Origin of the sequence: Halohasta litorea (assembly GCF_024494645.1) — an archaeon.
Lineage (GTDB): Archaea > Halobacteriota > Halobacteria > Halobacteriales > Haloferacaceae > Halohasta > Halohasta litorea.
On record NZ_JANHDJ010000001.1, the window covers coordinates 392,572 to 417,657 of the forward strand.

At 56.3% G+C, this 25,086-nt stretch carries 27 protein-coding genes; 16 read left to right on the forward strand and 11 right to left on the reverse strand.

Annotated elements, in window-relative coordinates; genetic code table 11:
* The first annotated feature begins 60 nt into the window (after positions 1–60).
* The 3 genes from NO877_RS02065 to NO877_RS02075 all read left to right on the forward strand — a co-directional run bounded on the left by NO877_RS02065 (position 61) and on the right by NO877_RS02075 (position 3,923).
* A complete protein-coding gene (locus NO877_RS02065; RefSeq protein WP_256394630.1) occupies positions 61–1,170 on the forward strand; it encodes a glycosyltransferase family 4 protein in 1,110 nt (369 codons plus the stop codon).
* Positions 1,171–1,267: 97 nt separating this feature from the next.
* Positions 1,268–2,083 carry a glycosyltransferase gene (locus NO877_RS02070; RefSeq protein WP_256394631.1) on the forward strand — a complete coding sequence of 272 codons (816 nt, stop codon included), beginning with the start codon at positions 1,268–1,270 and terminating at the stop codon, positions 2,081–2,083.
* Positions 2,084–2,723: 640 nt separating this feature from the next.
* Complete coding sequence (locus NO877_RS02075; protein ID WP_256394632.1) at positions 2,724–3,923, forward strand: orc1/cdc6 family replication initiation protein; 1,200 nt, start codon at positions 2,724–2,726, stop codon at positions 3,921–3,923.
* 399 nt (positions 3,924–4,322) lie between these two features.
* Here the strand turns inward: NO877_RS02075 and NO877_RS02080 are convergent, their stop codons facing one another.
* Positions 4,323–4,550, reverse strand: a complete 228-nt coding sequence (locus NO877_RS02080; RefSeq protein WP_321169421.1) for a hypothetical protein — start codon at positions 4,548–4,550, stop codon at positions 4,323–4,325.
* A gap of 177 nt (positions 4,551–4,727) precedes the next feature.
* On the opposite strand from NO877_RS02080, the gene NO877_RS02085 reads away from it, so the two are divergent.
* The 3 genes from NO877_RS02085 (at position 4,728) to NO877_RS02095 (ending at position 7,355) form a co-directional block, all read left to right on the forward strand.
* Entirely contained in the window at positions 4,728–5,255 is a 528-nt protein-coding gene (locus NO877_RS02085) for a hypothetical protein (RefSeq protein ID WP_256394633.1), read from the forward strand.
* Positions 5,248–5,880, forward strand: coding sequence for a restriction endonuclease (locus NO877_RS02090; RefSeq protein ID WP_256394634.1), 633 nt, complete (start codon positions 5,248–5,250; stop codon positions 5,878–5,880). The genes NO877_RS02085 and NO877_RS02090 overlap by 8 nt, the downstream gene beginning before the upstream one ends.
* Positions 5,881–6,110: 230 nt before the next feature.
* Positions 6,111–7,355: a transposase gene (locus NO877_RS02095; RefSeq protein ID WP_256394635.1), complete on the forward strand. Its 1,245-nt coding sequence runs from the start codon at positions 6,111–6,113 to the stop codon at positions 7,353–7,355.
* A gap of 66 nt (positions 7,356–7,421) precedes the next feature.
* Here NO877_RS02095 and NO877_RS02100 read toward each other — a convergent pair whose 3' ends face one another.
* The 4 genes from NO877_RS02100 to NO877_RS02115 form a co-directional block, all read right to left on the reverse strand.
* The gene (locus NO877_RS02100) at positions 7,422–8,066 is read right to left on the reverse strand and encodes a helix-turn-helix domain-containing protein (protein WP_256394636.1); all 645 of its coding nucleotides are present in this window, start codon (positions 8,064–8,066) and stop codon (positions 7,422–7,424) included.
* A gap of 391 nt (positions 8,067–8,457) precedes the next feature.
* Positions 8,458–10,881, reverse strand: coding sequence for a hypothetical protein (locus NO877_RS02105; RefSeq protein WP_256394637.1), 2,424 nt, complete (start codon positions 10,879–10,881; stop codon positions 8,458–8,460).
* Positions 10,882–11,063: 182 nt separating this feature from the next.
* Entirely contained in the window at positions 11,064–11,531 is a 468-nt protein-coding gene (locus NO877_RS02110; RefSeq protein ID WP_256394638.1) for a TIGR04206 family protein, read from the reverse strand.
* Positions 11,532–12,641: an OBG GTPase family GTP-binding protein gene (locus tag NO877_RS02115; protein WP_256394639.1), complete on the reverse strand. Its 1,110-nt coding sequence runs from the start codon at positions 12,639–12,641 to the stop codon at positions 11,532–11,534.
* A gap of 158 nt (positions 12,642–12,799) precedes the next feature.
* Between NO877_RS02115 and NO877_RS02120 the strand changes: the two genes are divergently transcribed.
* The 3 genes from NO877_RS02120 to NO877_RS02130 are packed head-to-tail and all read left to right on the forward strand — an operon-like array spanning position 12,800 to position 13,869.
* On the forward strand, positions 12,800–13,003 hold the full coding sequence (locus tag NO877_RS02120) for a VNG_1110C family protein (protein ID WP_256395169.1): 204 nt from the start codon (positions 12,800–12,802) through the stop codon (positions 13,001–13,003).
* A 57-nt stretch (positions 13,004–13,060) separates the two neighbouring features.
* Positions 13,061–13,435 (forward strand): DUF7541 family protein, encoded by a 375-nt coding sequence (locus NO877_RS02125; RefSeq protein WP_256394640.1) that lies wholly within the window; start codon positions 13,061–13,063, stop codon positions 13,433–13,435.
* A gap of 41 nt (positions 13,436–13,476) precedes the next feature.
* Entirely contained in the window at positions 13,477–13,869 is a 393-nt protein-coding gene (locus NO877_RS02130; protein ID WP_256394641.1) for a DUF6684 family protein, read from the forward strand.
* A gap of 49 nt (positions 13,870–13,918) precedes the next feature.
* Here NO877_RS02130 and NO877_RS02135 read toward each other — a convergent pair whose 3' ends face one another.
* The gene (locus NO877_RS02135) at positions 13,919–15,223 is read right to left on the reverse strand and encodes an RNA-guided endonuclease InsQ/TnpB family protein (RefSeq protein WP_256394642.1); all 1,305 of its coding nucleotides are present in this window, start codon (positions 15,221–15,223) and stop codon (positions 13,919–13,921) included.
* Positions 15,224–15,480: 257 nt separating this feature from the next.
* Between NO877_RS02135 and NO877_RS02140 the strand changes: the two genes are divergently transcribed.
* From NO877_RS02140 to NO877_RS02170, 7 genes are all read left to right on the forward strand, one after another.
* Positions 15,481–17,256 carry a cbb3-type cytochrome c oxidase subunit I gene (locus NO877_RS02140; RefSeq protein ID WP_256395170.1) on the forward strand — a complete coding sequence of 592 codons (1,776 nt, stop codon included), beginning with the start codon at positions 15,481–15,483 and terminating at the stop codon, positions 17,254–17,256.
* Between the two features lie 111 nt (positions 17,257–17,367).
* Entirely contained in the window at positions 17,368–18,213 is an 846-nt protein-coding gene (locus NO877_RS02145) for a DUF7847 domain-containing protein (RefSeq protein WP_256394643.1), read from the forward strand.
* Positions 18,214–18,427: 214 nt separating this feature from the next.
* Entirely contained in the window at positions 18,428–18,826 is a 399-nt protein-coding gene (locus NO877_RS02150) for a DUF7520 family protein (protein WP_256394644.1), read from the forward strand.
* A gap of 137 nt (positions 18,827–18,963) precedes the next feature.
* Complete coding sequence (locus NO877_RS02155) at positions 18,964–19,710, forward strand: GNAT family N-acetyltransferase (protein WP_256394645.1); 747 nt, start codon at positions 18,964–18,966, stop codon at positions 19,708–19,710.
* Between the two features lie 109 nt (positions 19,711–19,819).
* Entirely contained in the window at positions 19,820–20,224 is a 405-nt protein-coding gene (locus NO877_RS02160; RefSeq protein WP_256394646.1) for a DoxX family protein, read from the forward strand.
* A gap of 80 nt (positions 20,225–20,304) precedes the next feature.
* Positions 20,305–21,228 (forward strand): MinD/ParA family ATP-binding protein, encoded by a 924-nt coding sequence (locus NO877_RS02165; RefSeq protein ID WP_256394647.1) that lies wholly within the window; start codon positions 20,305–20,307, stop codon positions 21,226–21,228.
* Positions 21,229–21,285: 57 nt separating this feature from the next.
* Positions 21,286–21,504, forward strand: a complete 219-nt coding sequence (locus NO877_RS02170) for a hypothetical protein (RefSeq protein WP_256394648.1) — start codon at positions 21,286–21,288, stop codon at positions 21,502–21,504.
* A 171-nt stretch (positions 21,505–21,675) separates the two neighbouring features.
* On the opposite strand, the gene NO877_RS02175 is transcribed toward NO877_RS02170, so the two are convergent.
* The 5 genes from NO877_RS02175 to NO877_RS02195 all read right to left on the reverse strand — a co-directional run bounded on the left by NO877_RS02175 (position 21,676) and on the right by NO877_RS02195 (position 25,078).
* Positions 21,676–22,104, reverse strand: coding sequence for a hypothetical protein (locus NO877_RS02175; RefSeq protein ID WP_256394649.1), 429 nt, complete (start codon positions 22,102–22,104; stop codon positions 21,676–21,678).
* Positions 22,105–22,217: 113 nt separating this feature from the next.
* A complete protein-coding gene (locus NO877_RS02180) occupies positions 22,218–22,442 on the reverse strand; it encodes a DUF8119 family protein (protein WP_256394650.1) in 225 nt (74 codons plus the stop codon).
* Positions 22,443–22,452: 10 nt separating this feature from the next.
* On the reverse strand, positions 22,453–22,917 hold the full coding sequence (locus tag NO877_RS02185; protein WP_256394651.1) for a universal stress protein: 465 nt from the start codon (positions 22,915–22,917) through the stop codon (positions 22,453–22,455).
* Between the two features lie 2 nt (positions 22,918–22,919).
* Positions 22,920–24,620, reverse strand: coding sequence for a sodium:solute symporter family transporter (locus NO877_RS02190; RefSeq protein ID WP_256394652.1), 1,701 nt, complete (start codon positions 24,618–24,620; stop codon positions 22,920–22,922).
* Complete coding sequence (locus NO877_RS02195) at positions 24,617–25,078, reverse strand: DUF4212 domain-containing protein (RefSeq protein WP_256394653.1); 462 nt, start codon at positions 25,076–25,078, stop codon at positions 24,617–24,619. The genes NO877_RS02190 and NO877_RS02195 overlap by 4 nt, the downstream gene beginning before the upstream one ends.
* Positions 25,079–25,086: the final 8 nt, after the last annotated feature.

A 25,086-nucleotide genomic window follows, 5' to 3' on the forward strand; every position in this document is an offset into this window, starting at 1 on the left:
CAATTACGACAGGTTAATACGGGGGTTGACCGGAAAAGATACTGATACTTGTGTACAGATATGGATGCACTACATTTGACCACAGCGCATAATAGCACTGACACACGGATTTTTGACAAAGAGGCCAAAAGTCTCGTTGAGGCTGGGTTCGACATCGAGATTGTTGCTCATGATACATCAGATGAGCCACAAGATGGCGTAGAATTCCAGTCGCTCGGAACTGCAAAGTCTCGGACCGACCGATGGACGAGTATTCGTGATGTCGCTCGGATCGCGCAGAACGCTGATGCCGGGATCTACCATTTCCACGATCCAGAACTAATTCCGGTTGGTGTGTATCTGTCCTATGCGACGGATGGCGCAGTAGTGTACGATGCACATGAGGATTACGGACACATCGTGCCGATGCGTGATTGGGTTCCAAGTTGGGCAGAATACGCTCTTTCAAAAGGAATCCCGATTGCTGAATCAATATCTGCACGACGATTCGACGCTGTCGTCGCTGTTTCTGATTGGATCGGCAAACCGTTTCATGATGTTACTGACACCGTCGAAACGATACACAATTTCCCACAAACAACGTCGATGCCCTCAGTCGACGGGACCATCGAGACGACTGCTGAATGTACTCTGTGTTTTGTTGGGGGACTTGTTGATGTTCGTGGTATACATCAGATGCTCGATCTCCTTCGATATCTTGTTGCAGATGGTGTCGACGCGGAATTGTGGGCACTCGGATCTTGGAAGCCAGACGCCGATCGTGATGCCGCAATCGAGTTCATCAAAACTCATTCTCTCGAAGAACGGGTCACCTTTCCAGGATACTTAACATATGAGGAGATGTTCCGCTGGTTAGCATCTGCAGACGTAGGGCTTGCCCTACTAGACGTCGAACATTATGAGGGGGGAATCCCTACAAAATTCTTTGAGTACCTCTATGCTGGGCTCCCAGTCGTGACCACACCAGTTGATGCAGCAAGCCAGTTCCTACCTGCAGAGTACAAGTACGTCGTACCACAGGGAGACACAGAGGCCGCCGCCGAGGCTGTGCGACGAGCCTTAGATAGGGAGCATGACCAAGAAACAATACAACGGATAGTTGAGGAGCAGTATAGCTGGGAGCAGGAAGCCGAGAAGCTAATCGCTCTCTATGAGGATCTTCTAGAATAAATTATAGAATGTACCAAAAGCATAAAAATGGAAATACCGGCTTTCAAAAACTATTCGTATGATATGCGAAAGTACCTCTGAGTAATTATGCATCCCAATGAATAAAAGCGTCTCAGTAGTCATGACGACATATGATGGTGATGAGGTATCCTATTTAAAGGAATGTTTTGAGAGTCTTATACAACAAACACAACAGCCTGATGAAATTATAGTAGTACGCGGGCACAATCTGAGAGCTGAGCTAAAAAAAGCTATTATTGAATTTAAGTCGACTACAGCTTTCACTGTACGCGATATCTCAGTTAACGAGCGTGGAAGAGGATATGCTCGGAAAGTTGGTACTACAAAAGCCTCCTCAGAGTTTGTTGCTATTGTTGATTCAGATGATATAGTATGTCCAAACAGGATAGAGGTACAATTTGAATATCTGTGTGAAAATCCGTCTACTGACGCTGTCGGCGGATATATTGGAGAATTTGAGACGGTGCCTGACGAAATCAAGGGTATTCGAGAGGTGCCAACAAATCCAGATGACGTCGAAAAAATGGCCTATCATCGTTGCCCAATCAACCATCCGACCGTTATGTTCCGGCGAGACGCTATAATCGATGTGGGAAATTATCGAGAAATGGAATATGGAGAGGATTATGAACTTTGGTGTCGGCTGTTATCCAACAATAAAATTTTAGATAATATACCGGAAGTACTGGTGAAAGCTCGGGCTTCGGAATTGATAAGTCGTCGCCGGGGATATAAGATCGCTCGACATGAAATTAAACTACAGCGTGCTATCGTCCAATCTGGATTCTATGGGTGGTGGACAGCAATTATAAATCTCAGTGTTAGGATTCCACTGCGTCTGCTTCCAGAACGACTTGTTCGAGGACTCTATTACAGATTTCTACGGACATAAGTATTCCACAGTGTGGATCGACATTACGTCGGCACAATCTGTCTCAATGAGCCGGACGATGGGATCGATCGCTTACTAACACGACTCAACCGGTCTCTCAGATCCCATTAGAGTTGAATATTCTTCTGCATTTGGTGTAACAAGCTCACACACCCGTTCTTACCAAGTCATTGGAATACACAGTTACAACAGCTTGGTAAGAACTCAATCGGTCGACATTGAGTCGGAGGCCTATCGTCTCAATAAGAGTCCCTGTCTCAATCAGACATTGGATTCGTACTCGTAGCATTGGCCACCAGCACGACTCTCATTTCGAGACTGCCGATTGAGGATCCTATGCATTGCGAGATCTAAGAGGTGGTTGCCTATGCGCCGACGAGGCAAAGAAAGCCTGATCCCTGATAAAATTACCCACACCACGTAACGAGTGAAAACCGACACACCCCTCATTTCGTCTGTTCTCGCTACCGAGATGTATCCGACAAATGAATCAAACAGACACACCCCTCATTTCGTCTGTTCTAAATTCCCAAACCGTGTACTACGACACGATACACGAAAAACCAGATACAGACAAAACATACGAAACACACGAAACACAATACTTTTACAAGGTGGTATTGATACTTTAGCTACTGAAATGAGTGACGACCTCTTTGCGGATATGACTGAGACACTGTTTGAAGACAAGTCAATTCTCTCCGAGGAGTATCGTCCAGACGTGATTGTCGAACGAGATGATGAGATCGATGCCTACCGAACAGCACTCAAAGATGTGCTCTTCGGTCGAAATCCATCGAACGTCTTTCTATATGGCAAAACCGGCGTCGGGAAGACTGCCGTCACCGAATACATCATCGAGGCACTGCAAGCAGAAGTCCAACGTCGAGAGGCTGCCGACGAGTTGCACGTTCACTCTCGAAACTGCAACGATGATAGTGTATATCGCACAGTACGCTCGCTGATCAACAGTATCCGTGAAGATCATCAAGAGCAGTTCCCTGAAACAGGTCTCTCAACATCGCACGCCCTCGAAACACTGTATGAAGAAATGGAAGCAGTTGGTGGGACGTTTCTGTTCATCCTTGATGAGATTGACCACCTTTCGGATCCAGACTCTTTACTATACGAACTCCCGCGGGCGCGAGCAAATGGCCACCTAGAGACTGCAAGTGTTGGTGTGATCGGGATTAGCAACAACTACACGTTCCGATCCTCACTGAGCCCGAAAGTGAAAGATACGCTGATGGAAAAAGAACTGGCATTTTCGCCATATGATGCCGAAGAGTTACAATCAATTCTCGCCGAACGTGCGGAGAAAGCATTGGTCGATGACGCCTGCGATGACTCTGCGATCAGACTGGCCGCAGCAAGAGCTGCAAAAGATACAGGAAGTGCCCGACAAGCGATTGATCTCCTCCGCGAAGGCGGCGATGTGGCTGAAGAACAAGGTGATGAGGCAATCACAGATTCTCATATCGAGATCGCCGCAGAGAGAGTCCAACGAGGTCGCGTCCAAGATAAGCTTCGTGACCAAACAATGCACGCCCAACTAATTTTGGAGGCACTGGCTCACCTAGAGATCCGTGGCCAAGTTCCCGTACGATCGAAAGAGATCCAAAATGTATACGTGGACATCACTAATGAGTGGAACCACGATCCACTTACCACACTCAAAAGTATCCAAAATCACCTCTCGGACCTCACAATGCTCGGATTTCTCGAACGAACCGAACAGAATGAAGGCCGAGCAGGTGGGGCACACTACCAGTACGAGCTAACGCTTGATCCTGAGATCATTATCGATACTCGAAATGCCATTGAAGCTGAAGAGCAGTGACTCTGCTACTACCAATATAACGCCAGAACAGACGAAATGAGGGGTGTGAGGTTGACTAGGAAGGTGCTATTTCTCCGTGTGAACTGGAGCCCCCAATTTACTCTGAGAACAGACGAAACGAGGGGTGTGTGAATATCGAAGCTCTATAGCCAAACTGCGAATCCTTGGCCGTCGACCAACACATTCTAATTATTTTCAGACGTCGCTATTGGTACTCTTTAGTTGGGATACGGTTGCAGCGTTGCTCTGGGGAGTCAACAAATCACCTGAAATAACACCTCAATTGGACTGAGGCAATCCTTGGAAAGAAGGGTCTGAATGCTCTCTATATTCATATGGAACTAATGGTCGACGCCACACTTTATGAGCGGTTGTTCACCATTTCAGTGCGTCGATGATCTATAATTCACCTTTACAAACGACCTCTCGAAGCTCTTCGAGGAGTTCTGGATGATGTTCTGAAAGAACATCAACATCTGTTTCTAATTCTTCAATTCTACTACGAACACGATGAATCGCTTGATACCGTTTTTCATCAGACACATCAGACTCACCAGAGATCCTCTCCCGATCAGTCGTTGTCATAATAGCGCGGTATTTGCCCATGTTTGTAGATTCAGAAGCCATATACTTCTACGTTAGCATCACCGCAATTTAACTTCGCACCATAGCCAATAGTTTGCTATAGTGCAAAGTTTTAAGTAGATTCGGAATCGACATTTAATCGAGAAGCACGGGGTACCGCCTCAGAAAGTGAGGCCGGTGTTGCACCACCGACCTCCGTGCTTCGCGACCAAACGAAGCATGAATGATTCCGAATCTACGCCAGATGAATCTGTCGAACAGCACAGCAACCAATGGAGTGGCCCGCAACTCCAATCCTGTCCGAACTGCGGCGTGGTTGGCCTCCCAAAACGGATCGCAGCTCACGACTGCAGTCCCAATCAAACACCTAACGCAGCCTCCCACAAACACACCGACAAGGACACCACCGACCACACAACCGAAGGCCCAGCGCTCAAACTCAACACAACCATCGTCCGCCAGCGTGAAGCCGACCACACCACCGGCAGCCTCGAAATCACACGGGCCGCAACCACCGACCCAACACTCACTCTCGGACTCATCACCAATAGAGAGTCGACCACGATCGAACTGACCCCACAACAGGCAATCCAGGTTGCCAACACACTCCAGACCACGGCCACCGAAATAGCAGCTTCCGAACTCCCAGACGACGCCTCACAGACACCCAATACGAACCAAATCCAAGACACCGAGTCCACACCGTCGACAGAGCCTACGCTGGGGGTGTTCGAGACCGATGACTGACAATCCCAATAGCTCGGCAGACACCAACACCGACGAGAACACGACCCCCGAGGACACCACCGAGACCCACCCCAAGGCTGACCCACAGCAAACAAACACTAACACCGAACAGTCGACTGATCCACCCCGAGAAACCACACCAGGACGCGGGCCGGGCCACGGCAAGTGGCTCGAAGACCGCGTCGCAACAGCTCTCGAAGAGTGGGGCTACCGAACCACCACACGGACCCAACTGTTGGCACTCACCGCAGATGTCGCCGCCCGCCGAGAAGAGCCCCAAGACGACCCCAGCGATTTCCTCGTCGTCGAATGCAAAGATTGGGCGACCAAGCTAGTCGGCGAACAGACGATCATTCGGCTGTGTCTGTTGGCCTTCATCGCTCGCGCGATGCCCGTGTTGTGTCACACCACCCATCTCACCGACCACGCTTGGGAGCTGGCCCAAGCCTACGACGTTCGGCTCCTAACGCTCGATGACCTCGACAAAGACCAACTGCCACCGTTGACCGCCCGTCGCCCACCGGCTGGCACGACCCCCCCACCGACAGGGAGAGTTCCCCCGCGACCTTCGTTCGCGGCTCCCATTGTTACTGTGTCGGACGCCAGCCTGCGAGTACGACATTGAAGGGCCTGTCTTCGGCCACCCCAATGTTCCGCCCTGCTATGTGCCGGATCGGACCGGCCACGATGAGTATGTATCGGCCTACGACAGCGACTACGAGTTCCACGACGGGCTGCCATAAGAAGTAGGTGAGATATCTTCCCCTGAACAACAGACGAATTGCATTCTAACCTCGTCCAGAAGGCCATCAAACGCACTACCGACAACATTAGCCGCCTACAGCGTACTGTCAGATGACTCCCGAACCAACGGCTACAAAGACGCTTGAAGCCACCCTCGCGCCACCAACGGCACACAAAGAGCGGCGGCTTCAGCGAACGGTGGCGACCTACCGCCAGGCCCTCGAAGACGCCTTCGAGAGTGGTGCGGATACGCAGTCGGCAGTCAACGAAGTTGTGACACCATACACGCTCACCTCCTACGCCAAAGACGCCCTCAAGAGCTACGTCCCGAAACTCCGCGACACATACAACGCGTCGGAACTTGACGACGACCACCCGGTTCGGTTCACGAACCGTGGGTTTCGTATTGACCACTCCGAGGACCGTCGACACGAGTTCTGCTGGCGTGTCCCGCAGGCCGGGCGTGGCAACGCCTTCTGGATTCCACTGCGGATCAATCCAGATCAACGTGAGTTATGGGCTGATCTGTTTGACGGCGAGTTGTCGCCGGGTGAGTTCCGACTGCAACGCAACCGAACGAACTGGGTATTGCACGTCACCGTTGAATACGAGATTGAACCTGTCCAGATACCGGACGACCCAACACCAGTTGGTTTCGATATCGGCGAATCCAAACTCCTGACGGGCTGTGCCCTGACAGAGAATGGAACACCGAAAGAGCCGTTTCTGTTCGACGGTAGCCGCGCCCGGCATCTCCGAAAAGAGATGCACACCACGCTCAAACGCCTGCAAGAACGCGACTGTGCGGAGTGGCGACGTGATGAACGTTTCGACTACTACCAGAACGCGCTCACCGATATTGTCGAAAAAGCGTCTCGGCAAGCAATCGACTACACCCAACAGTTCGATGATCCAGTGATCGTCCTCGAAGACCTGTCGTACATCCGTGAGAATCTGGACTGCGGGAAATACATGAACCGTCGACTGCATGGGTGGGCGTTCGCCCGTCTCACTGACCGAATCGAGGACAAAGCTGCCGACACAGGTATTCCAGTTCGGTTCGTGAATCCAGCCTACACCTCGAAAACGTGCCACGCCTGCAACCATATCGGTCGGCGGGATTCACAAGCAGAGTTCCGGTGTACGAACAGTGAGTGTTGGGTCACAGAGTACCAAGCAGATGTCAACGCCGCGGCCAATATCGCTGGTCGCCTTGACCCGTGGGGAGAGAGCCTGCCGTGGAAACCGGCAGGCGATGACTCGCCACAGGATAGGAGCGGTTGTGACACCGCCACAGGACACCACACGCCGAGTCCGAAACCCGGACAGACGACGCTTGTGGCGTTTCAGTCCTGAAACCTCCCTCAACGCGAGGCTTCCTTTGTAGGAAGCCTCGCCGTTCACGGCGGGTGAGGATGTCACTTAAAACAGTTCCTCAAGCGTTCGATCACCGTCTGCATCCGCATTCAGAACGCTTGGATCAGCGGGAGCTGCGTCTGCATAGAGCGTCTGTGTATGGAATTCAGTACATGAATCAGCAGTAACTCTTGGATCTGCCTGATCTGTCTCGTCGAATGTTAACACAGATTGAATCAACGCTGGGAGAGTCGGTCGCGGGGCAGCTTCATGTCGCTGTACTTTCTCAGTCTTGTCTGTGGCGTCGTGGGCCGCACGCATGATGGGGAGCCCTCGAAGGTAGTTGTACTCTGCGATGAGTCGCAGACCAAACTCCGTGAACCCCCAGAAATCGGTGGGAAGATCTCTTACCTCAGCATTCGGCTGATGGGTATACTGTGTGAGTATTTCGTGGTCGGCGAGGTCGGCTAACTGTTCGCTGATGGTTGAGCGACTCTTGGGGATGTAGTAGTCGAACTCAGTAACCGAAACAAGGTGGTGTGGGTGACCGAGGATTAGTTGGAGGATATTGTGTCGTGTCTCTTGGGAGAGATACTGCTGGACCGTCTGTGGTGTTTCGTCTGGGATCGAACCATCTACATCGAAGACAGACTCAACCGAGATATCTGTGCTACAGATATGCTGATCAGAGGAAATATTTGGATCACTCATCGTGGTAATAGTTACCCCTGCCACGACACTAAATGTTTCGTAGAGGTCATGACGGATATCATCGAAATTTCCGTCATGGTCGAACGATCAGTAGTCGACGACACTCTCAGTGGCGGTCTGACAACTCGATGGCCACAATGCATCCAAAGCCCGATTTTCGGAGGCCAACGCGCACGCCATGTCCCGGATCGAACTGGCCACGAAGGACCTGCTCTGATCGATGCAACCCTACGTTCTTACCAAGTTGTTGTAATGATCCGTTGTGGTTGCTTGGTAAGAACCCAATTGTTCTGAAGTTACAATTTTCGAATCTGTGCGGGCAGTTTCAAAATCGGTTAGACTGATCTTCACCGACAGTCCACGAATCCAAGAGACACATACTATTTTACCTCTATCCACTACCGGCCGCAACTACCGTTCCATCGAGCACATCCGTCTCAGTCACCTCAACACTCGCTGACCCAACGCTGTACTCACCAGCATAGGGAACAGTCACCTCGACTTGCCCAGAGTCTCCAACAGTCACCTCACGTTCGTAAGTGAATAATGCGGTATCAACAGACACCTCTGTACTCACGTTAACCGTCTCACCTGGCTCTTCGGGTACAGTAATCGTTGCTCCCGGAACGACGACAAATGCAGCCGCAGACCGATCGTCGTCGACAGATAACAGCTGATAGTGTGACAGTGCCTCTGTACCGTTTCCACCAGTACCGAGGTTTGTGAGCAACTGATTCTGTGTACTCTCGGCTGGGATATCTGCATCAACCTCCGTCAGAACCACATAGCCAACGCGGCCGTCGAACTGACTGTACCAGCCGTCAGGATCCGCATCCAACAGAAAGTCCTGGAAATTATTTTGGGCGTAGCTATAGCTTCGTGACTCTCCATTTACGAAGTGATTGTACATCCTATTGTCTCCCCACTCGCTCAGCACGAAGTTAGCCGGATATTCGCGATCGAACTCCGTGGCATGGTCGTCAATCGCCTCTAAGGCACTCGCTTGTGGACCGCTATAGGTCGCCTGTGCTGTTAATCCCGGAACAAAAATGAGACTCATCCCGAAAATCAACACGCCAATGCCTACCAGATAGACCAGTTTGTGACGGTCGGGCAGCGAAATGGATGGCATGGATGGTCCACTATCAGAAACCTTCGAGGCTGTCTGTGCTTCGAATGGTGCTGGAGGCCGTGCTAGATCAACAACCGACAGGACATACACCACTCCGAGTCCACCGAGGATCGAGAAGGGAATCGCAAGTTGCCCGGCGAATCGAACTTGGATTCCTGCGAGAACAAGCAAGAATCCACTGTAGGTCCCAAGCAACAACCAGCCGGGTTCGTACTGTCGATAGACAACCAGCCCAACCCATCCCAAGACAGCCAATGCAATGTAGAATTCCATGCCAAGCTGGTATATTGGCCCGAGCAATACAGCATACTCCGTTGAGAACAACGACGCAGTCTCTGTTATATCCTCACGGAAAAACAGATCATCAACCCGCCGTTGAGCCGCCGCCCAGTCTTCAGGACGGAGCCATCGGAACACGAAGAGACCACCCGCTGCAACGACACCCTCACCGACAAGCAGACCACGATAATCTAGTTCATGTCGACGCCACAATTCTGCGAGTGCAGCCACGACAACGGCACCACCGAACACCAACAGCGGAGTTGTCGAAACGAACCCTGAGTGCCAGCCCCAGCGAAGATGCAGTACAAGTGTAAGGACACTCCCGATACCCACACCAACTAACGCTGGAAGATTTGCCAACACTGGCGAAACGTCTGCTCGGGTATCCAGTGCCACACGCAGTCCAATGTATCCCGCAAGCGGCATCAAAAGAAGTGGTGAACCACCCCACGCATGAGTACCAAACGCAACTGAGAGACCAAAGGCGACTGCAACGCCCCACGTAAGAATTGACCGGAGATGCGACATAACAGCCCCTCGCGTATCACTACTCTCTTCGAGTCGCTGCTGGAGGTCGACCGCAAGCCACCCAAGCGTAAGCAGCGTTATGCCGAGCCAAAAGTACTGGTGGACATTGTGATCGAGAAAGCCCAGCCCCGTATATACTGCATGAATCGGTGTCACAGCAAATACGAGCACCGACGTGATTCCGACACGGACGTCTTGGGTGAGAATTACGGCTAGTTTGTAAATCACAACCCCAAGTGCAACGGACCCTAAAACAGGGAGCCAGATGGCAACGGTCTCTGCGGCCACCTGACCTCCACCAAGCACTGTTGCAACAAACCAGTTTGTCGCATGGGCAAACGGTCGTACTCCAGAGACACCAACTGGTGCGTCGACCAAGACGTTGTAATCGGTCACTCCCGAAGAGTCTGCCAACAACTCACCCATCCAGTACCGGAAATAGTAGGGGTCATTGCCCGGCGAGATGGCATAGCCACGTTGAAAGATCGACCCAAACGCGGTCATCCGTGCCCCAGCGACTGCTAGCAACCCAATGAATAGCCCGGCCATTGCTTGGCGGTCGACCGATGGTAGAGACAGATTCTGTGCCGGCTCATCTGCGCTAGTCTCTTCGTCTACCAGATCTCCATCCAAGACCGCCTGAACGTTTTTGGGGTCTGCTATTTGATACTCCCCATCGACCTTCTCGACGATTCCTCGCGAGACAAGCTCGCCAAACGTTCCAGAATCGATTGCAATATCGTCGAAGGTCCACGTTGTTGTCTCTGAGTCGACTGCAAGGACAGCTGCAAGTGCCCGTTCTCCGTCAGTATGATCTGCAAGAAACGAAGATGTTGCATCGGTGTCAGTCCCCGAGTCGGCATCAGAAGTCATTGTCAACACGATAAGAATCAGATCTCATGATGGTTTCGTTTTAGAAAGCTATCGAAACATCAAACCACTACTAAGACGAGGAGATAAATTATGTGTGCAGCTATTCAGTTTGCGCTAAATATTACTACACTATTTACAACTGTTTGATAAGATTCCGATACCGTTTCCCCCAGAGAGCCATGTCACTCAATCCGTCGACTACCACTCCCAAGTCGTCGCAGGGCGGGCCAGTAGAACCACCAGATAACGACGCCGGTCGCAATCACACCGACCGGAATCGGTCCGGAGACGCTACGGCCAGCCAACCTCCACCAGACCATCGTCGACCCAACCGCTGACAACACGAGCAGTCCGGCGGTCAGCCGGGGGTCCTCGCGGTCGAGGATGACGCCGCTGGCTGCACTCGCTACGGCCCCAATATAAAAACCGAGGCTGATCGGCCACACCTGCAGCGACCACGGCAGCGTCCCGAAGCCGCGTGTCGCACCGAGATACTCGGGGAGACCGAAGACGTGCCACGGGTTCGTGTTGACCAGTCCCCACGACATCACGAACGTCAGCTCACCCGCGCCGTTTGGGAGGGCGACCCATGGAACAACCACGAGCCCACAGACCGCCGCCAGTGCCGCCCGTGAGGAGACTCGATCCATCTACCGACTCGTGATGATCCGCAGTACGTCCTCGTCGGCCAACTCGTGGCCCGTGCCGACCTGCTGGTCGTCGTGTTTCGCACTCGGCCCGCTGACCCGGGCGAACCGGAACCGCTCTTCGAACTCGCCGCCGAGTTTGTGGAGGGCGTCCTCGATAGTCGCGCCCTCCCGGAGCATCAGTGGCTCGTCGTAGTCGACGCCCCGGCCGGGTTTGTCCATATAAATACGGACCAGCCCGAGTTTTTCGTAAATCCGCTCTTTGAGGGCCTCAAGCCCTTTCTCCTTCTCGGCACTAATGAACGTACACTCCTCGGGGTCGATATCGTGGGCCCGAAGGTTCTCCTTGACGGTCGGAATGTAGCTTTCGTCGATCAGATCGGTCTTGTTGACCGCCACCATCGAGGGGATGTAGATCCGGTTGTCCATCATCCCGTCGATGAGTTCGTCGATGGAGGGATCGCCCCGCACGGTGACCTCGGCGTTGACGTAGCCGTTCTCCCGGAGCACGTCCTTGATCGTCTGCTCGTTGAGGCTGACGCTGTCGCTTTTGTTGACCTGTATCCCGTTTTTGTGTCGCTTCCGGATGTGGATGCTCGGCGGCTCCGTATCGAGGCGGATCTTGTTGTTGTACAGCTCCTGGCGGAGTCGTTCGTACTGGTCGATCTCGAAGACCGACAGCATGAATACCGCGAGGTCGGCGGTGCGGACGACCGACAGCACCTCCTGGCCCCCGCCGCGGCCGTCGGCTGCGCCCTCGATCAGTCCCGGCACGTCCAGGATCTGGATGTTCGCCCCGCGGTACTGGAGCATTCCTGGATTCACGTCGAGCGTCGTAAACTCGTAGGAGCCGGTCTCGCTGTCGGCGTTGGTCAGCGCGTTGATCAGCGTCGATTTGCCGACACTCGGGAAGCCGACGAGGGCGACCGTGGCGTCGCCGTGTTTCTCGACGGCGTACCCCTGGCCGCCGCCCGCGGAGGACTGGTTTTCGAGTTTCTCTTTTTTCTCCGCGAGTTTCGCCTTCAGTCGGCCGATGTGGGCCTCGGTCGACTTGTTGTACGGCGTCTCGGCGATCTCCTCGCGGATCGATTCGATTTCCTCCTCCAATCCCATTATCGGCCACTGGGCTGTCGCCGTCGAAAAACCTGTTCATTCGGTGGGTTCGCCCCCGCCTCGGGCGTGTCGAGATGCCGCCATACCCACTGTATTGCCCGCCAAAACCACGATTCGACACGGTTTTACACCATGTTACTAACGTTTAGATGAGCGATATGCCGAACCCCTCGCGTCTCCGCGATAGCACACAGATCGAACTCCCCGCCCGCTCCCTCGATGGGCTTCGCGACCAGGTCGAAGCTGAGTACACGGTGACGATCCTCCAGGACGATCCCGCTCAGTGTCGCATCGTCGGCAGCCCGGTCGAAATCAAGGCCGTCTCGTCGTTTCTGAGCCGACACGGCATCAGTCTCCCGTAAGCCGGTGGCGGTCGGCGTTCCGAAGCGTTTCTTAGGCTGGGTACCGTCCCTCAGGGCATGGAAGAGACCCCGGGACTCAGCGAGCAGTATCGCAAGGCGAGTCCGTGGCCGCTGTTTATCGCACTCGGTGTGCCGATCTCCGAGATCGGCCTCGTCTTCGACATCTTTCCGGTGGCCGTCGGTGGCCTGCTGTTGTTCTGTGGCTGTATCGCCGGGATGCTCCAGGAGTCCGGCTACGTCGCAGCGCCGTGGAACTCGCTGGGCGCGATGGCCCTGCTACTGTTCGCGGCTGGCGGTTGGGTATATGTCGCCAATCCGGGCGGGATCGACCTGACGCTTCGCGCGTACGCGATGATAGCAAGCGGTGGCATCCTCGTTGCCGCGGTGGTCGCAGGGAAACTCTTCGTTCCGAAACGGCAGTTCGATAGCTGAAACCGGAAACCTATTTGGGCGGCCCTCCCAACCGTTCGGGTATGGAATCCGAGACCTTCGACAGAGAGACGATCCTCGACCTGATGGTCAACTTCATTCCGTTGGGGATCATCCTCTTTTTCATCGGGACGTTCGCTGTTTTCGCACCGTGGGGGTTCGACCTCATGCCGTCGGGACAGATGTTTGCGATCATGGGCATCATGTTCGTCGCGCTGTTGGTGTTGACCTACCTCTCGGCGAAAGCGATCGCCGGGGATGAGAAACGGGCCACCGTCTACGCGCAGGGACAGGCCGGACTCGATGGCGCAACCCCGCTCCACGAGCTGGAAGCCGACGCCGAAACCGACGGTGCCGAGACGACCCGCGAGGCCGACGGCATGGCGGTCGACGGGAGCGACAGAGCCGACGCCGACGACTCGACCAACACCGAGTGACATCCTCCTCGCCGTAAACGGCGAGGCTTCCCGACCGCAGTTGGGATGTTTATGGTTTGCAGCTGCTCGCTTGTTCAGCGAACGTCCCCTGTTCACAGCTCGGGTCGTGTTTCCCACGACGGAACCGGTTGACTACTGGACGTGCCACACGCCCGCTACTCCTATCCCCAGAAGACTGAGGACTCAGAGTTACCTTTTCTACTTGGTCTAACCGACGCCGAATGTTCTCCGCACCATTCGAGTCGGCGTTCATCACAGCATTACACCCTCGACAAACGTACAAGCCACGCTCAACACGGTTGGCGTCTCGTTTCTGTCCACAACACGAACACGTCTTCGACGTGTCTCGCTCACTCACTACGACCACAGCGATACCTTCGGCTTTCGCCTTGTACGTGAGCAAATTCGTGAAGCGGTCGAACGCCCATCCGTGCAAGCCTTCGTTGCCACGGTCGCCCCAATTTCGAGCTTCACCAGTCTCGTCGTCTTCACGAATGCCTTCGAGGTTGCCGACAGCAATTGTCCCGACATCCCGTTCAACACATGCTGCAACGATGTATTCCGTGACGGCGTGTAAGTAGTGCGACCGACGTTTAGACCGCTTCTTGTAGAGTCTCAAGGCTTTATTTGACCGAGACGAGTTACACTTCGCTATCTCCTTGGCGAAGTACCGTTCATCAGTCTTGAGGGCGTTCCCTGGATATAACTCGTGGTCGCCCGTTGAATACGAGACGGCGGCGAAGTTCGATATACCAAGATCAATCCCAGCGGTTCCATCACCGGGTGACTCAGCTTCGATCTCGTGTTTGCAGACGATGTGGAGTTCCCATTCAACTCCATTCCAGACTGCTTTCACCTGACGAACATTCTCGACAGTAACATCTGGTCGGGTTTCGATCTCGCAGAGAATAAAGTCTGACCAGTGTTCCTTCAGATTTCGGCCTTTTGAGAGTCGAATCCGATTGTTCTTGCTGTCGTGTTTGAATCCATCTTCTTTGAATGTGACTGTGGAACGTGGGTGATCGTCGCCGTTTTTGCGATACTTCGGTGGGTTTGCGCGGTCGTCCCCGTTTCGGCGCTTGGCATACCACCCTTTGAACGCTTCAGCGAGTTCTTCAATGACTCGCTGACTCGACTGAGAATTGAGGTCGGCGTAGCGTTCGTGGGTCTTCAGGTATGCCTTGAGCGGGCCATCCTCGGGGATTGTCCCAGTTTCACTCCAGATGCGGTCGCACGTCCAGCGTGCGATGTTCCAGAGTTTCGAGGCGGCGAACCCGAGCGAGTCCAAGTCACTCTTGACCTGTTGCTGGTTCCGAATGGAAGCAACATAGGTTCGAGTGACCCGAATCGCCATACATAGTTTATGTAGATAATCCTACTTAATGGTGTGGTTTGACGTTGAATATCCGGCTTGCCATCGGCGGTGGATTGTCGAGGATTTGTCGGATTCACGCCCGGCGTAAACGCCGGGATTCTCTCCTCGCAGGAAGATAGCCCACTGCCGACAACCCGCGGCAGGCTCGGCGGTCGTCGCCACCCGAATCTTTCTTTACCCTCCACTTCCTGACTCACGGTATGGATATTAGCGCGCAGATCAGTCTGACGGTGCTGATGGGGGTGTTTCTCGTCGCCGTCGCCACGTGGCTCACACGCGTCGAGAACTGGCGCTCCTACACGCCGGTCGGCGGCGGTGGCTCCTTCATCGACGAGTCGGGCTATGTCGACGAGGAGAAACCCGCGGGAATCATTCGCTGGCTAACGACGGTCGACCACAAGGATATCGGCATTCTCTACGGGCTCTACGGCATCACCGCCTTCGTCGTCGGTGGGCTGATGGTGACCGCGATGCGGATCGATCTCGTGACGACCGAATCGCTGCTCGGAACGGCGACCTACAACGGCTTGCTTACCAGCCACGGGATCACGATGCTGTTCCTCTTCGGGACGCCGATCATCGCCGCCTTCTCCAACTACCTGATTCCGCTGATTATCGGGGCCGACGACATGGCCTTTCCCCGGATCAACGCCATCGCCTTTTGGCTGTTGCCGCCCGCAGCGCTCCTGATCTGGGCGGGCTTTTTCGCCCAACCGCTCGGGCTGTTTGGTCCGGCCCAGACCGCCTGGACGATGTACACGCCGCTGTCGCTCGGTGAGGCTGGTGCCAGCTCCGATATGGTCGGCGGCGCGGGCGTCGACCTGATGCTGTTGGGGCTCCACCTCTCGGGTGTCGCCGCCACCATCGGGGCGATCAACTTCATCGCGACCATCTTCACCCACCGCGGCGAGAAGGTCACGTGGGCCAACCTCGATATCTTCTCCTGGACGGTCCTTACCCAGTCGGGGCTCATCCTGTTTGCGTTCCCGCTGCTCGGCAGCGCGCTGGTGATGTTGCTGGCCGACCGGAACTTCGGAACGACCTTTTTCCTCTCGGACGGCGGCACCCTGCTGTGGCAGCACCTCTTTTGGTTCTTCGGCCATCCCGAGGTCTACATCCTCGTGTTGCCGATGATGGGAATCGTCAGCTACGTCCTCCCGCGGTTCGCGGGCAGACAGCTGTTCGGCTTCAAGTTCGTCGTCTACTCCACGCTCGCGATCGGCGTGCTGTCGTTCGGCGTCTGGGCCCACCACATGTTCTCGACGGGGATGGACCCACGGCTCCGGACCTCCTTTATGGCCGTCTCGATGGCGATCGCGATCCCCTCTGCGGTGAAGACGTTCAACTGGATTACGACGCTGTGGAACGGCCGGATTCGCCTCACGACGCCGATGTTGTTCTGTATCGGCTTCGTTTCCAACTTCATCATCGGCGGCGTCACTGGGGTCTTCCTCGCGTCGATCCCGGTCGACCTCGTGCTCCACGATACCTACTACGTCGTCGGTCACTTCCACTACATCGTCATGGGCGCGATCGCCTTCGCTGGCTTCGCGGGCATCTACTACTGGTTCCCGCTTGTCACCAAACGGATGTACCAGTCCAGTCTCGGGAAAGCCCACTTCTGGCTGACGATGGTCGGGACGAACGTGACGTTCTTCGCGATGATCCTGCTGGGTTACGGCGGGATGCCGCGGCGATATGCGACCTACCTGCCGGAGTTCGCGACGCTCCACCAGGTCGCCACTCTCGGGGCCCTGATCATCTTCGTGGGCCAGCTCATCTGGTTCTGGAACATGGTCTCGTCGTGGTTCGAGGGCAAACGCGTCGAGAGCGGAGACCCGTGGAACCTTGCCGACGATGGCGTCAACACCGTCGAATGGCAGTGGTTCGAGAACAAGCTCGAAACCTCGCTTGCGACTGACGGCGGCGAAGAGGCCGACCCGGACGTTGCAACCGATGGCGGACAGCCCGAATCGGTTGACGGCGACGCTGCCGACGAGACCGACGCCTAACGATCCGTCGACTCCTCTCGAAGTTTTTGCGGCCGCCGTGTTTGATCATCATTGACCACCAGCGGCGTCCGAAGTCGATACTTCTTTCCCAGATCTGAGTCAGTTAGTTACATGGTTGTCATTAGTGCCCTTGGCACGGCCGGGAGCGCCGTCAAACGCAATCCGATCCTGTTCGTCGTCGTTGCAGCTTTCGGGTTGTTTCAGGTTCCTGGACTGGTCGCACAGTCGATCGATCCACTGCTCGGGAGCGTCGTTTCGCTCGGAGTCTCGGGGGTGTTAGTTCTCCTGATGCCGTTTTTCTTCGGCGGACTGATCGCGATGGCCAACGAAGCAATCGACGGCCGAACCGAAGTTGGAACACTGCTCGATGCGGGGAAGGACAACTATCTCTCGATCCTCGCGGTTTCCCTTGGACTGCTTGCGTTTTATATCGTGCTCTGGTTGTTCACCATCGTCACCATCGCAGTCAGTGGGGCCTTCGCCATCGGCTTCGGCAGCGGTGGCGGTGGCGTCGGGTTCAGTCCCGCGGTACTCGTAGTGGTCGCGGTCGTCGGTCTGTTCGGGCTGCTCGTCTATTTCGGAGTCGTGTTCTTCCTCCAGTTTTACGCCCATGCCATCGTCCTCGACGGGGTCGGTGCGGTCGACGGCGTCAAACGAAGCGTTCGCGCCGTGCGACGGAACCTCTCGACCGTCTTCGGCTACAACCTCATCACTGGAATCGTTGGGGCAGGTGTTGGACTGCTCACTGGCGCGATATCGATACTCAGCAACCCCTCGTTCACCGCGTCGCCGGGTGCCACGACACCGATGTCCGGAGTCGCCGAATCCGTGCCGACTATCGGAACCGCTGGCGTTGTCGGTCTGACGCTCGTCGTCGTCCTCCTGAGCGCAGGCGTCGGCGGCCTGTTTGCGGCGTATTCGACCGCAGTGTACCGCTCGATTCGACCGACGGTGTAACTACTTACAGCGGTACCTGGAGGGCCGACTCACGGGTAATATAAAAATAGCTACATTACCAGCACGATGCCGGTGACGAACATCAGCAGGGCGATTCCCGCGAGGACTACGCCGAGCAGGTCGCTGTCATCCATACACGACGTTCGGAGTCACGGCGCAAAACGGCGTCGGTCGACAGCGAAACCACTAATCCCATGCCGGAGCAACTACGACTGTGTCTTCCGGACTACGCGGCCAGCGAGTCGTCGTCGGGATCTACCTCATCATCGTCGCCTTCACCGGCGTCGCTGGCTACATGACCGCGACCGTCGTCGGCGAGATCGATCCCCCACGCTTGCTGTTCCTTATCGAGGTACCTCCGACGCCGATCGGGCTGGCAGTTTTCGGCGCAGGAACCATCGGCTTCGTTCTCGGTGTCCTCCTGGTCGCGGTGACGGTCGTCTCCGACCGGTTCGACGATGCCGAACCCGGCGACAGCAAGGCGACTACGCCATCGACCGATCCCTCGACGGAACCGGCCGCACCATCCGACGAATCGAGCCAGGCGACGGACGAGCCGACTGGCTCCGCCAACAGCCCAACCGACACCACCGACGATCCGAACGCTCCTTAGTAGACATTCATCCGTCGTGGTGTGCAAATAGCCGATACAAACAAACGATTGGCCAGAATTCTATGCATTTATAACTATACTATCGCCCATCCTGTTTGTTCGTTGGGTTTTAATAATTGTCCGTGGTATGTGTGATCATGCAAATCAGGCCAGCAACGGAAATCGACGCTGAGGCGATCCGTGAGGTGGCCGAGGCGTCGCTGGCAGCCTCCTACAGTCACGTCGTCGACGCCGAGAGCCGCGACCGCGCAGTCGAGGCGTGGTACGGGACAGACACCCTTGCCGAGCGACTGGCCGACGACGAGTCGGTGTTTCTGGTCGCCGTCGAGGGCGGTGATCTCGTCGGCGTTGTTCAGGGAGCAGTGATCGACGGCCCCGACCGGGTCGGCCGGATCGACTGGCTCCACGTCGATCCCAACCGACGAGGCAAAGGAATCGGTAGCGAACTCCTCGGGCAGTTAGAGACGCGGCTCCAGGAGCAGGACGTCGACGCCGTCGAGGGCCGCGTACTGGCTGCCAATACTGCCGGTGGCGACTTTTATGAATCACACTCCTTTAGCGAGGTCGGGGAGCGACCTATCGAGATCGGCGGCCGAACGTTCACCGAACGGCGGTACCGGAAACGGGACGACCGCGAGGCGTCGACCCTTGCCACTGTCGAGAGCGACGCTGCCCAGCTGTACCTCGCCACCGACGAGCGCGAACGAGGCTCGAACGGTCCCTTCTACCCCGCCTACACCGACACCGACCGCACCGAACGGTACGGCTACGTCTGTGGCTCTTGCAACAGCACGGAAGTCGGCATGGACCCGATGGGGCGGCTCGAATGCAACGACTGCGGCAACGCTCGCAAACCCACCCGGTGGGACGCTGCCTATCTGTAGCCCGTCTCCCTGACTTCCTTACCGTGTGTGGCCCGTGTCGACCGCCTGCGGCGTGATGCGTTCAAGATGTTGCACGAAACTATTCGGGTTCTCTCGGCCCCTCTACGGTATGCAGGATCGAACCCGTGCCAGACTCCAGGGCCTCGCCCGAGCGGTCGCGGTCGGGATCACGTTCATCCCGGCGCTGGGGAAGTTCGCCGCGTACAGTCAGCAGGTCGCCGAGTTTCAGATGTGGGGAATTCCGAACCCCGAACTACTGGTCCCGATTACAGGCGTCGTCCAGTTCATCGCCATGTTCACGATTGCGCTCGGGTTCGGGGGGCGGTACGGTGCTGCGGCACTGTCGGTCGTGATGGTCGTCGCCATGTCTGCCGCTGGCCCAAGCAGGCTCAACATTCCCGTCTTCCTGTCGTGTCTCACCATCGTCGCCCTCGGGACCGGGCCGTACTCGCTGTGGGATCCACCGCTGCCGATCGTCGGCGAGGTCGGCTCCGATCGGGAAACGCCGACGTAGCCCGGCGAGCTCTCGGCGCTGTTCTCAGCGGTGATTTTCGAGAACGTGGATTTATGTTGGTGTCGCTGTGAGAAGGTCCTATGGCAGACGGGCGTGTCCTCGCGGTCGCCGGAGCGAAAGGCGGCGTCGGCAAGACCACCACGGCAGTCAATCTCGGCGTCGCGCTCGCTGAGGCGGGCGAAACGGTCGCCATCGTCGAGATGGATCTGGCGATGGCCAACATCGTCGATTTCCTCCAGTTCGAGCCCGAACGCACCCTCCACGACGTGCTCTCCGGCACCGTCACGACCACCAAAGCACTGTACGCGGTCGACGACCGGCTCCACGTCCTCCCGGCGGGAACCGAGCTCGCGGATTTCAATGCGATCAACGTCGCCGCCCTCGCCCCCGTGGTCCGGAGCCTGCGTCCGGCCTACGACTGGATCATCCTGGACACTGCGGCGGGCGTCAGTCCCGAGACGATATACCCGCTGCGGCTCTCCGATGAGGTGATCATCGTCTCGACGCCCCGGGTCGCCTCGATCCGGGATGCGAAAAAGACGATCGAGCTGGCCGACCGCGTCAACGGGACGGTCGGCGGCGTCGTTCTCGTCCGTGCAGGAACCGGCCAGGCACCGCCACCCGAACGGCTGGCGGGGTTCCTGGAGACCGACCTGCTGGGCTCGGTGCCGAACGATCCGACCGTCGCGGAGGCCCAAGACCGGAGCCAGCCCGTCTCGACGTACGACCCGGAGAGCCCGGCGGCCGAAGCCTACCAGCGCATCGCCGACAACCTGATCCTTTCGACACCCGACTCGGACGACGAGGGCGAGCAGGTCCTCGGCACCGGCGGGGTGAGCGACCTCCAGAACGCCGAGAAAATTGCCGAGAGCGCAGCCAACGCTGACCCCGACAATCTCGATGGCTCGACGCGTCCTCTGGAGGGCGACGAACTCGACACCGGTGAGGCCGACGACGACGATGGCGGTTTCGAGTTCGTCAAACGGAAGGGCGACTCCCAGTAATCACATCTCTTTATCAGCGGGCGAGCTTTTTACCCGATGTCGACCGAAGGGGTAGCTATGGGAAACGAATCGGATGGGACTGCGTTTCCGGATGGGTTTGCAGTCCCGATTACCGGACTGCTTGCCTTTTTATTTGCGCTGATGGCTGGAATGAGCGTGTTTCCGGCCCTCTCTGGCTCACTTGGTGACATCGCACTGCCGATTATTTTCGGTGCCGCAAGTCTCATCAGTTTTCGTCTGAGACAGCGATATATCGCGGCTCGCGATACCAACTAAAACCGTTGAACTCTGGCATGTTCCGAATCGCTGGCTGGATTACTCAATATGAATTTACCATGCTCGATTAATTATCTCCGCGTCTATTATCAGAAAGAAATCCCTGTGGCCTTATAAATATAAAATTTAAAACAGATATGGTAAATAGCATACGTTTATTCTATTGTTGTTTCATAAATCATCCCTATTATCTTCTGTACGTATTCCTATCTCCTCAGATTCTTTGACAAATATGTATATGTTTCCACAATTAACTACCTCTTCCGTATTTAGTGTGTTATTTTCAGAGAGACTTGCTTCAAATGTATATTGTTGGTCATACTGAACTTTGGTATCGATTTCAACACCTGCAAACGTATCTTTATGTTTTTCTAGTTCAAGCGTATCTGAGAATAAATCCACACCCTCATCATTCGTAATTCGAACTGTTACTGATCTCACTTCGTCAGATGTGTTAGATACAATCACACCCCATTCTTTAGAACAGAATTCTTCGACATTTCTCTGATTTCTTTGATTTAGTGGTTCTTCATCAGTACACCCTGCTGTAGATAGAAGAAGTGAACAACTGGATGCGGCGATAAATGTACGACGATTCATGTATGAGATACAATGTATGACTGATCAAATTTCTTCTGGAAATCAGACACATTAAAACCAGACTACATCGGGAATGTTTATTTATAATATGGATGTAGTACGAATCTCATTCACTACTGGTTCGCCTGTTCTGCCTGTCCCAACGAGAAGACGAACCCGAAGTAGGCCGGGATTCCAGCGACCATGAACAGGTAGTAGGCCCACGTGGGTGCGGTCACGAAGACGAGATCGAACAGGATCGAGACGACCCCGACCCAGACGACCGCGAACATCAGGTCATAAAGCATGCCCTGTCGGTGCTCGCTGGCGTGGTCGCGGAGGCGGTCGACGAGGCTCATTTATATATCGTCATTCGTCGGCTCGCTCGTAGTCGACCACGAGCACGGGAACGTGGGTCGACCGGAGGGTCCGTTCGGTGACGCTGCCGAGCAGCGCCCGGCGGACGCCCGAGCGGCCGTGGCTCCCCATGACGACGAGCTCGATGTCGTTGTCGGCGGCGTAGTCGGCGATCACCGCGTGGGGTCGCCCACCGGCGTGGCGTTCGACCACCGACAGGCCGAGCGGTTCGGCCTGCCGTTTCACGTAGCCAGTGGCTTCTTCGGCGTCCTCCCGGAGATCGGTCATCCCCTGAAAGTTGCCCTGGCGGATGCGGTCGATCTGTTCGGTGCCGAGGCTGTAGGTGACGGCGTCGACGTCGGCGACGAACAGCGCATGGACCTCGGCGTCGTACTTTTCGGCGAGGTCGACGGCGTGGTCGACGGCGGCCTCGGCGACGTTGCTTCCGTCCGTTGGAACCAGTATTCGATCGTACATTGTTAGTCGTCAGCGGGCGGGACGTTGTCGGTCTTTTCGGCAACCACGTCGGCTGCGGTCTTGTCCTTCGGCATCGGATCGGGGCTGTGGCACTGTCGAACCATCATCTTCGTGTCGACCGGCGGCTCGTCGGTCACCGCCGAGACGACGATCACGACGAGGAAGACGAGTGGCGTGGCGATCAGTGCGGAGCCGACCGCTGGCATCCAGGTGGCGAGGATCTCGATTCCCCATCCTTCGCCGCCGTTGATGATTCCGAAGTTGCCCTCGTTGAGCATCGGGATGAACCAGAGGACGAGCCCCGAGACCATCCCGGCGAGCGCGCCCTGTCGGTTGGCGTTCTCCCACCACAGCCCGAGGAAGAACATCGGGAACAGGACGATGGCGGCCAGCGAGAAGGCGAAGCCGACCAACGCCGCGATCGGTTGCTGTGGATCGAGCGCGAAGACGATCGTCAGCAGGCCGATGGCGACGATGCTGAGCCGCCCCACAAGCACCTGCTGGCGCTGGGTGGCGTCCTCGTTGATGATGTTGGCGTAGATGTCGTGGGAGATCGCTGAAGAGGCGGCGATGAACAGTCCCGCGACAGTCGCGACCGCGGCGGCGATCCCGCCAGCGGCCACCAGTCCGACGAGCCACGTCGGCAGTCCCGCGAGCTGTGAGGCGAGGACGACGATCACGTCGCCAGCGGCACTACTCATGCCGGGGTCACCGTACACGGGCCCGATCTGGGAGCCGTACAGCGCGGTTCCGAACGCCGCGAAGGCGGGCGCACTCAGGTAGAGCAAACAGATGAAAAACAGCCCCCAGGTACAGGACCAGCGGGCGACCCGCTCGTTTTGCACGGTATAAAACCGAACGAGGACGTGCGGCAGCCCACAGGTCCCGAAGACGAGACTGAAGCAGGTCGCGACCCACAGATAGTAGCTCCCACCGGCGAACGGCGCGGAGAACTCCGCGCTGAGTTCGCTTATTAGGGCACCGTATTCGAGCTGTGGCAGCACCGTCGAAAACCCGGCCGACCAGCCGGTGACGAGCAGGCCGATCAGGAACGCGCCGATGAGAATGATGAACTGTAGCACCATGTTCTTGGTCGCCCCCAGCATGCCGGAGAGCGCCAGGTAGCCGATGGTGACGACCATGAACAGGATCATCATCGCCTGGTAGGCGCTCAACCCCGCCAGCGGGACGACGGCGGTGATGTCGCCGAGGATGTACATCCCGACCAGCCCCATCCCGCGGGCCTGACCGAGCGCGTAGACGAAGCCGATGAGGAACGTCGTCACCGCCGCCAGCGCGCGAGCCCCGTCGGAGTTGAACCGGTCGCCGACGAAGTCCGGGGCGGTGTACTTGCCGAACCGTCGCATCTGCGCTGCGAGGAAGATGAGCAAAATGAAGTAGCCGGTCGTCCAGCCGACGACGTAGGCCAGCCCATAGACGCCCGACAGCGCGATCAACGAGGCCATCCCGAGGTAGGAGGCCGCCGACATCCAGTTGGCACCGATCGCCATCCCGTTTTCGACGTTGCCGATCGAGCGACCGGCGACCCACATGTTCCCGGTATCGGCGACCTTGTAGAAGTAGCCGACCCCGAGGAACGACAGCATCATCGTGACGACGATAACCCCTGGCAGGAGCTTGAACGAGATGTTGAGTCCCTCAGGGAGTAGTTCCTGTTGGAGCACGGTCACTGCGAGGTTCATTCGTCGACACCTCCGTCAGTCGCGGTGACCTCCTCGCCTGTCGTCTCGGTCGGCGTCTCCATCTCTTCGGTCCGCATCTGTGTGATCCCGTACTTCTCGTCGATCTGGTCCCGCTTGCGCGCGTACCATACCGACAGGATCAGTGCTGCCGACGGCCCGCCGATAGCGATCAGAAAGTAGTGCAACGGGAAGCCGATCGCTGGCATCGTCGCGGTCATCAGCTCCGGGACGATACGCGTCAACGTGATGGGGCCGAAGGTGGTAAGCGTCCAGATCGCAAATCCGATCCAGATGATTCGGAGGTGATCCCGCATAAACGGGGTCGCGGGTTTCAGGAGGTTGATCTCGACATCGAGGTAGTCGGCTTGCTGTTCTCGCTGGACATCGGTCAGTCCGCCGTCGGCTTCGAGCTGCTCGGCGGGGTTTGGGGACCGTTCGTCGGGGTCTGTTTCGTTCATTGTTTGTT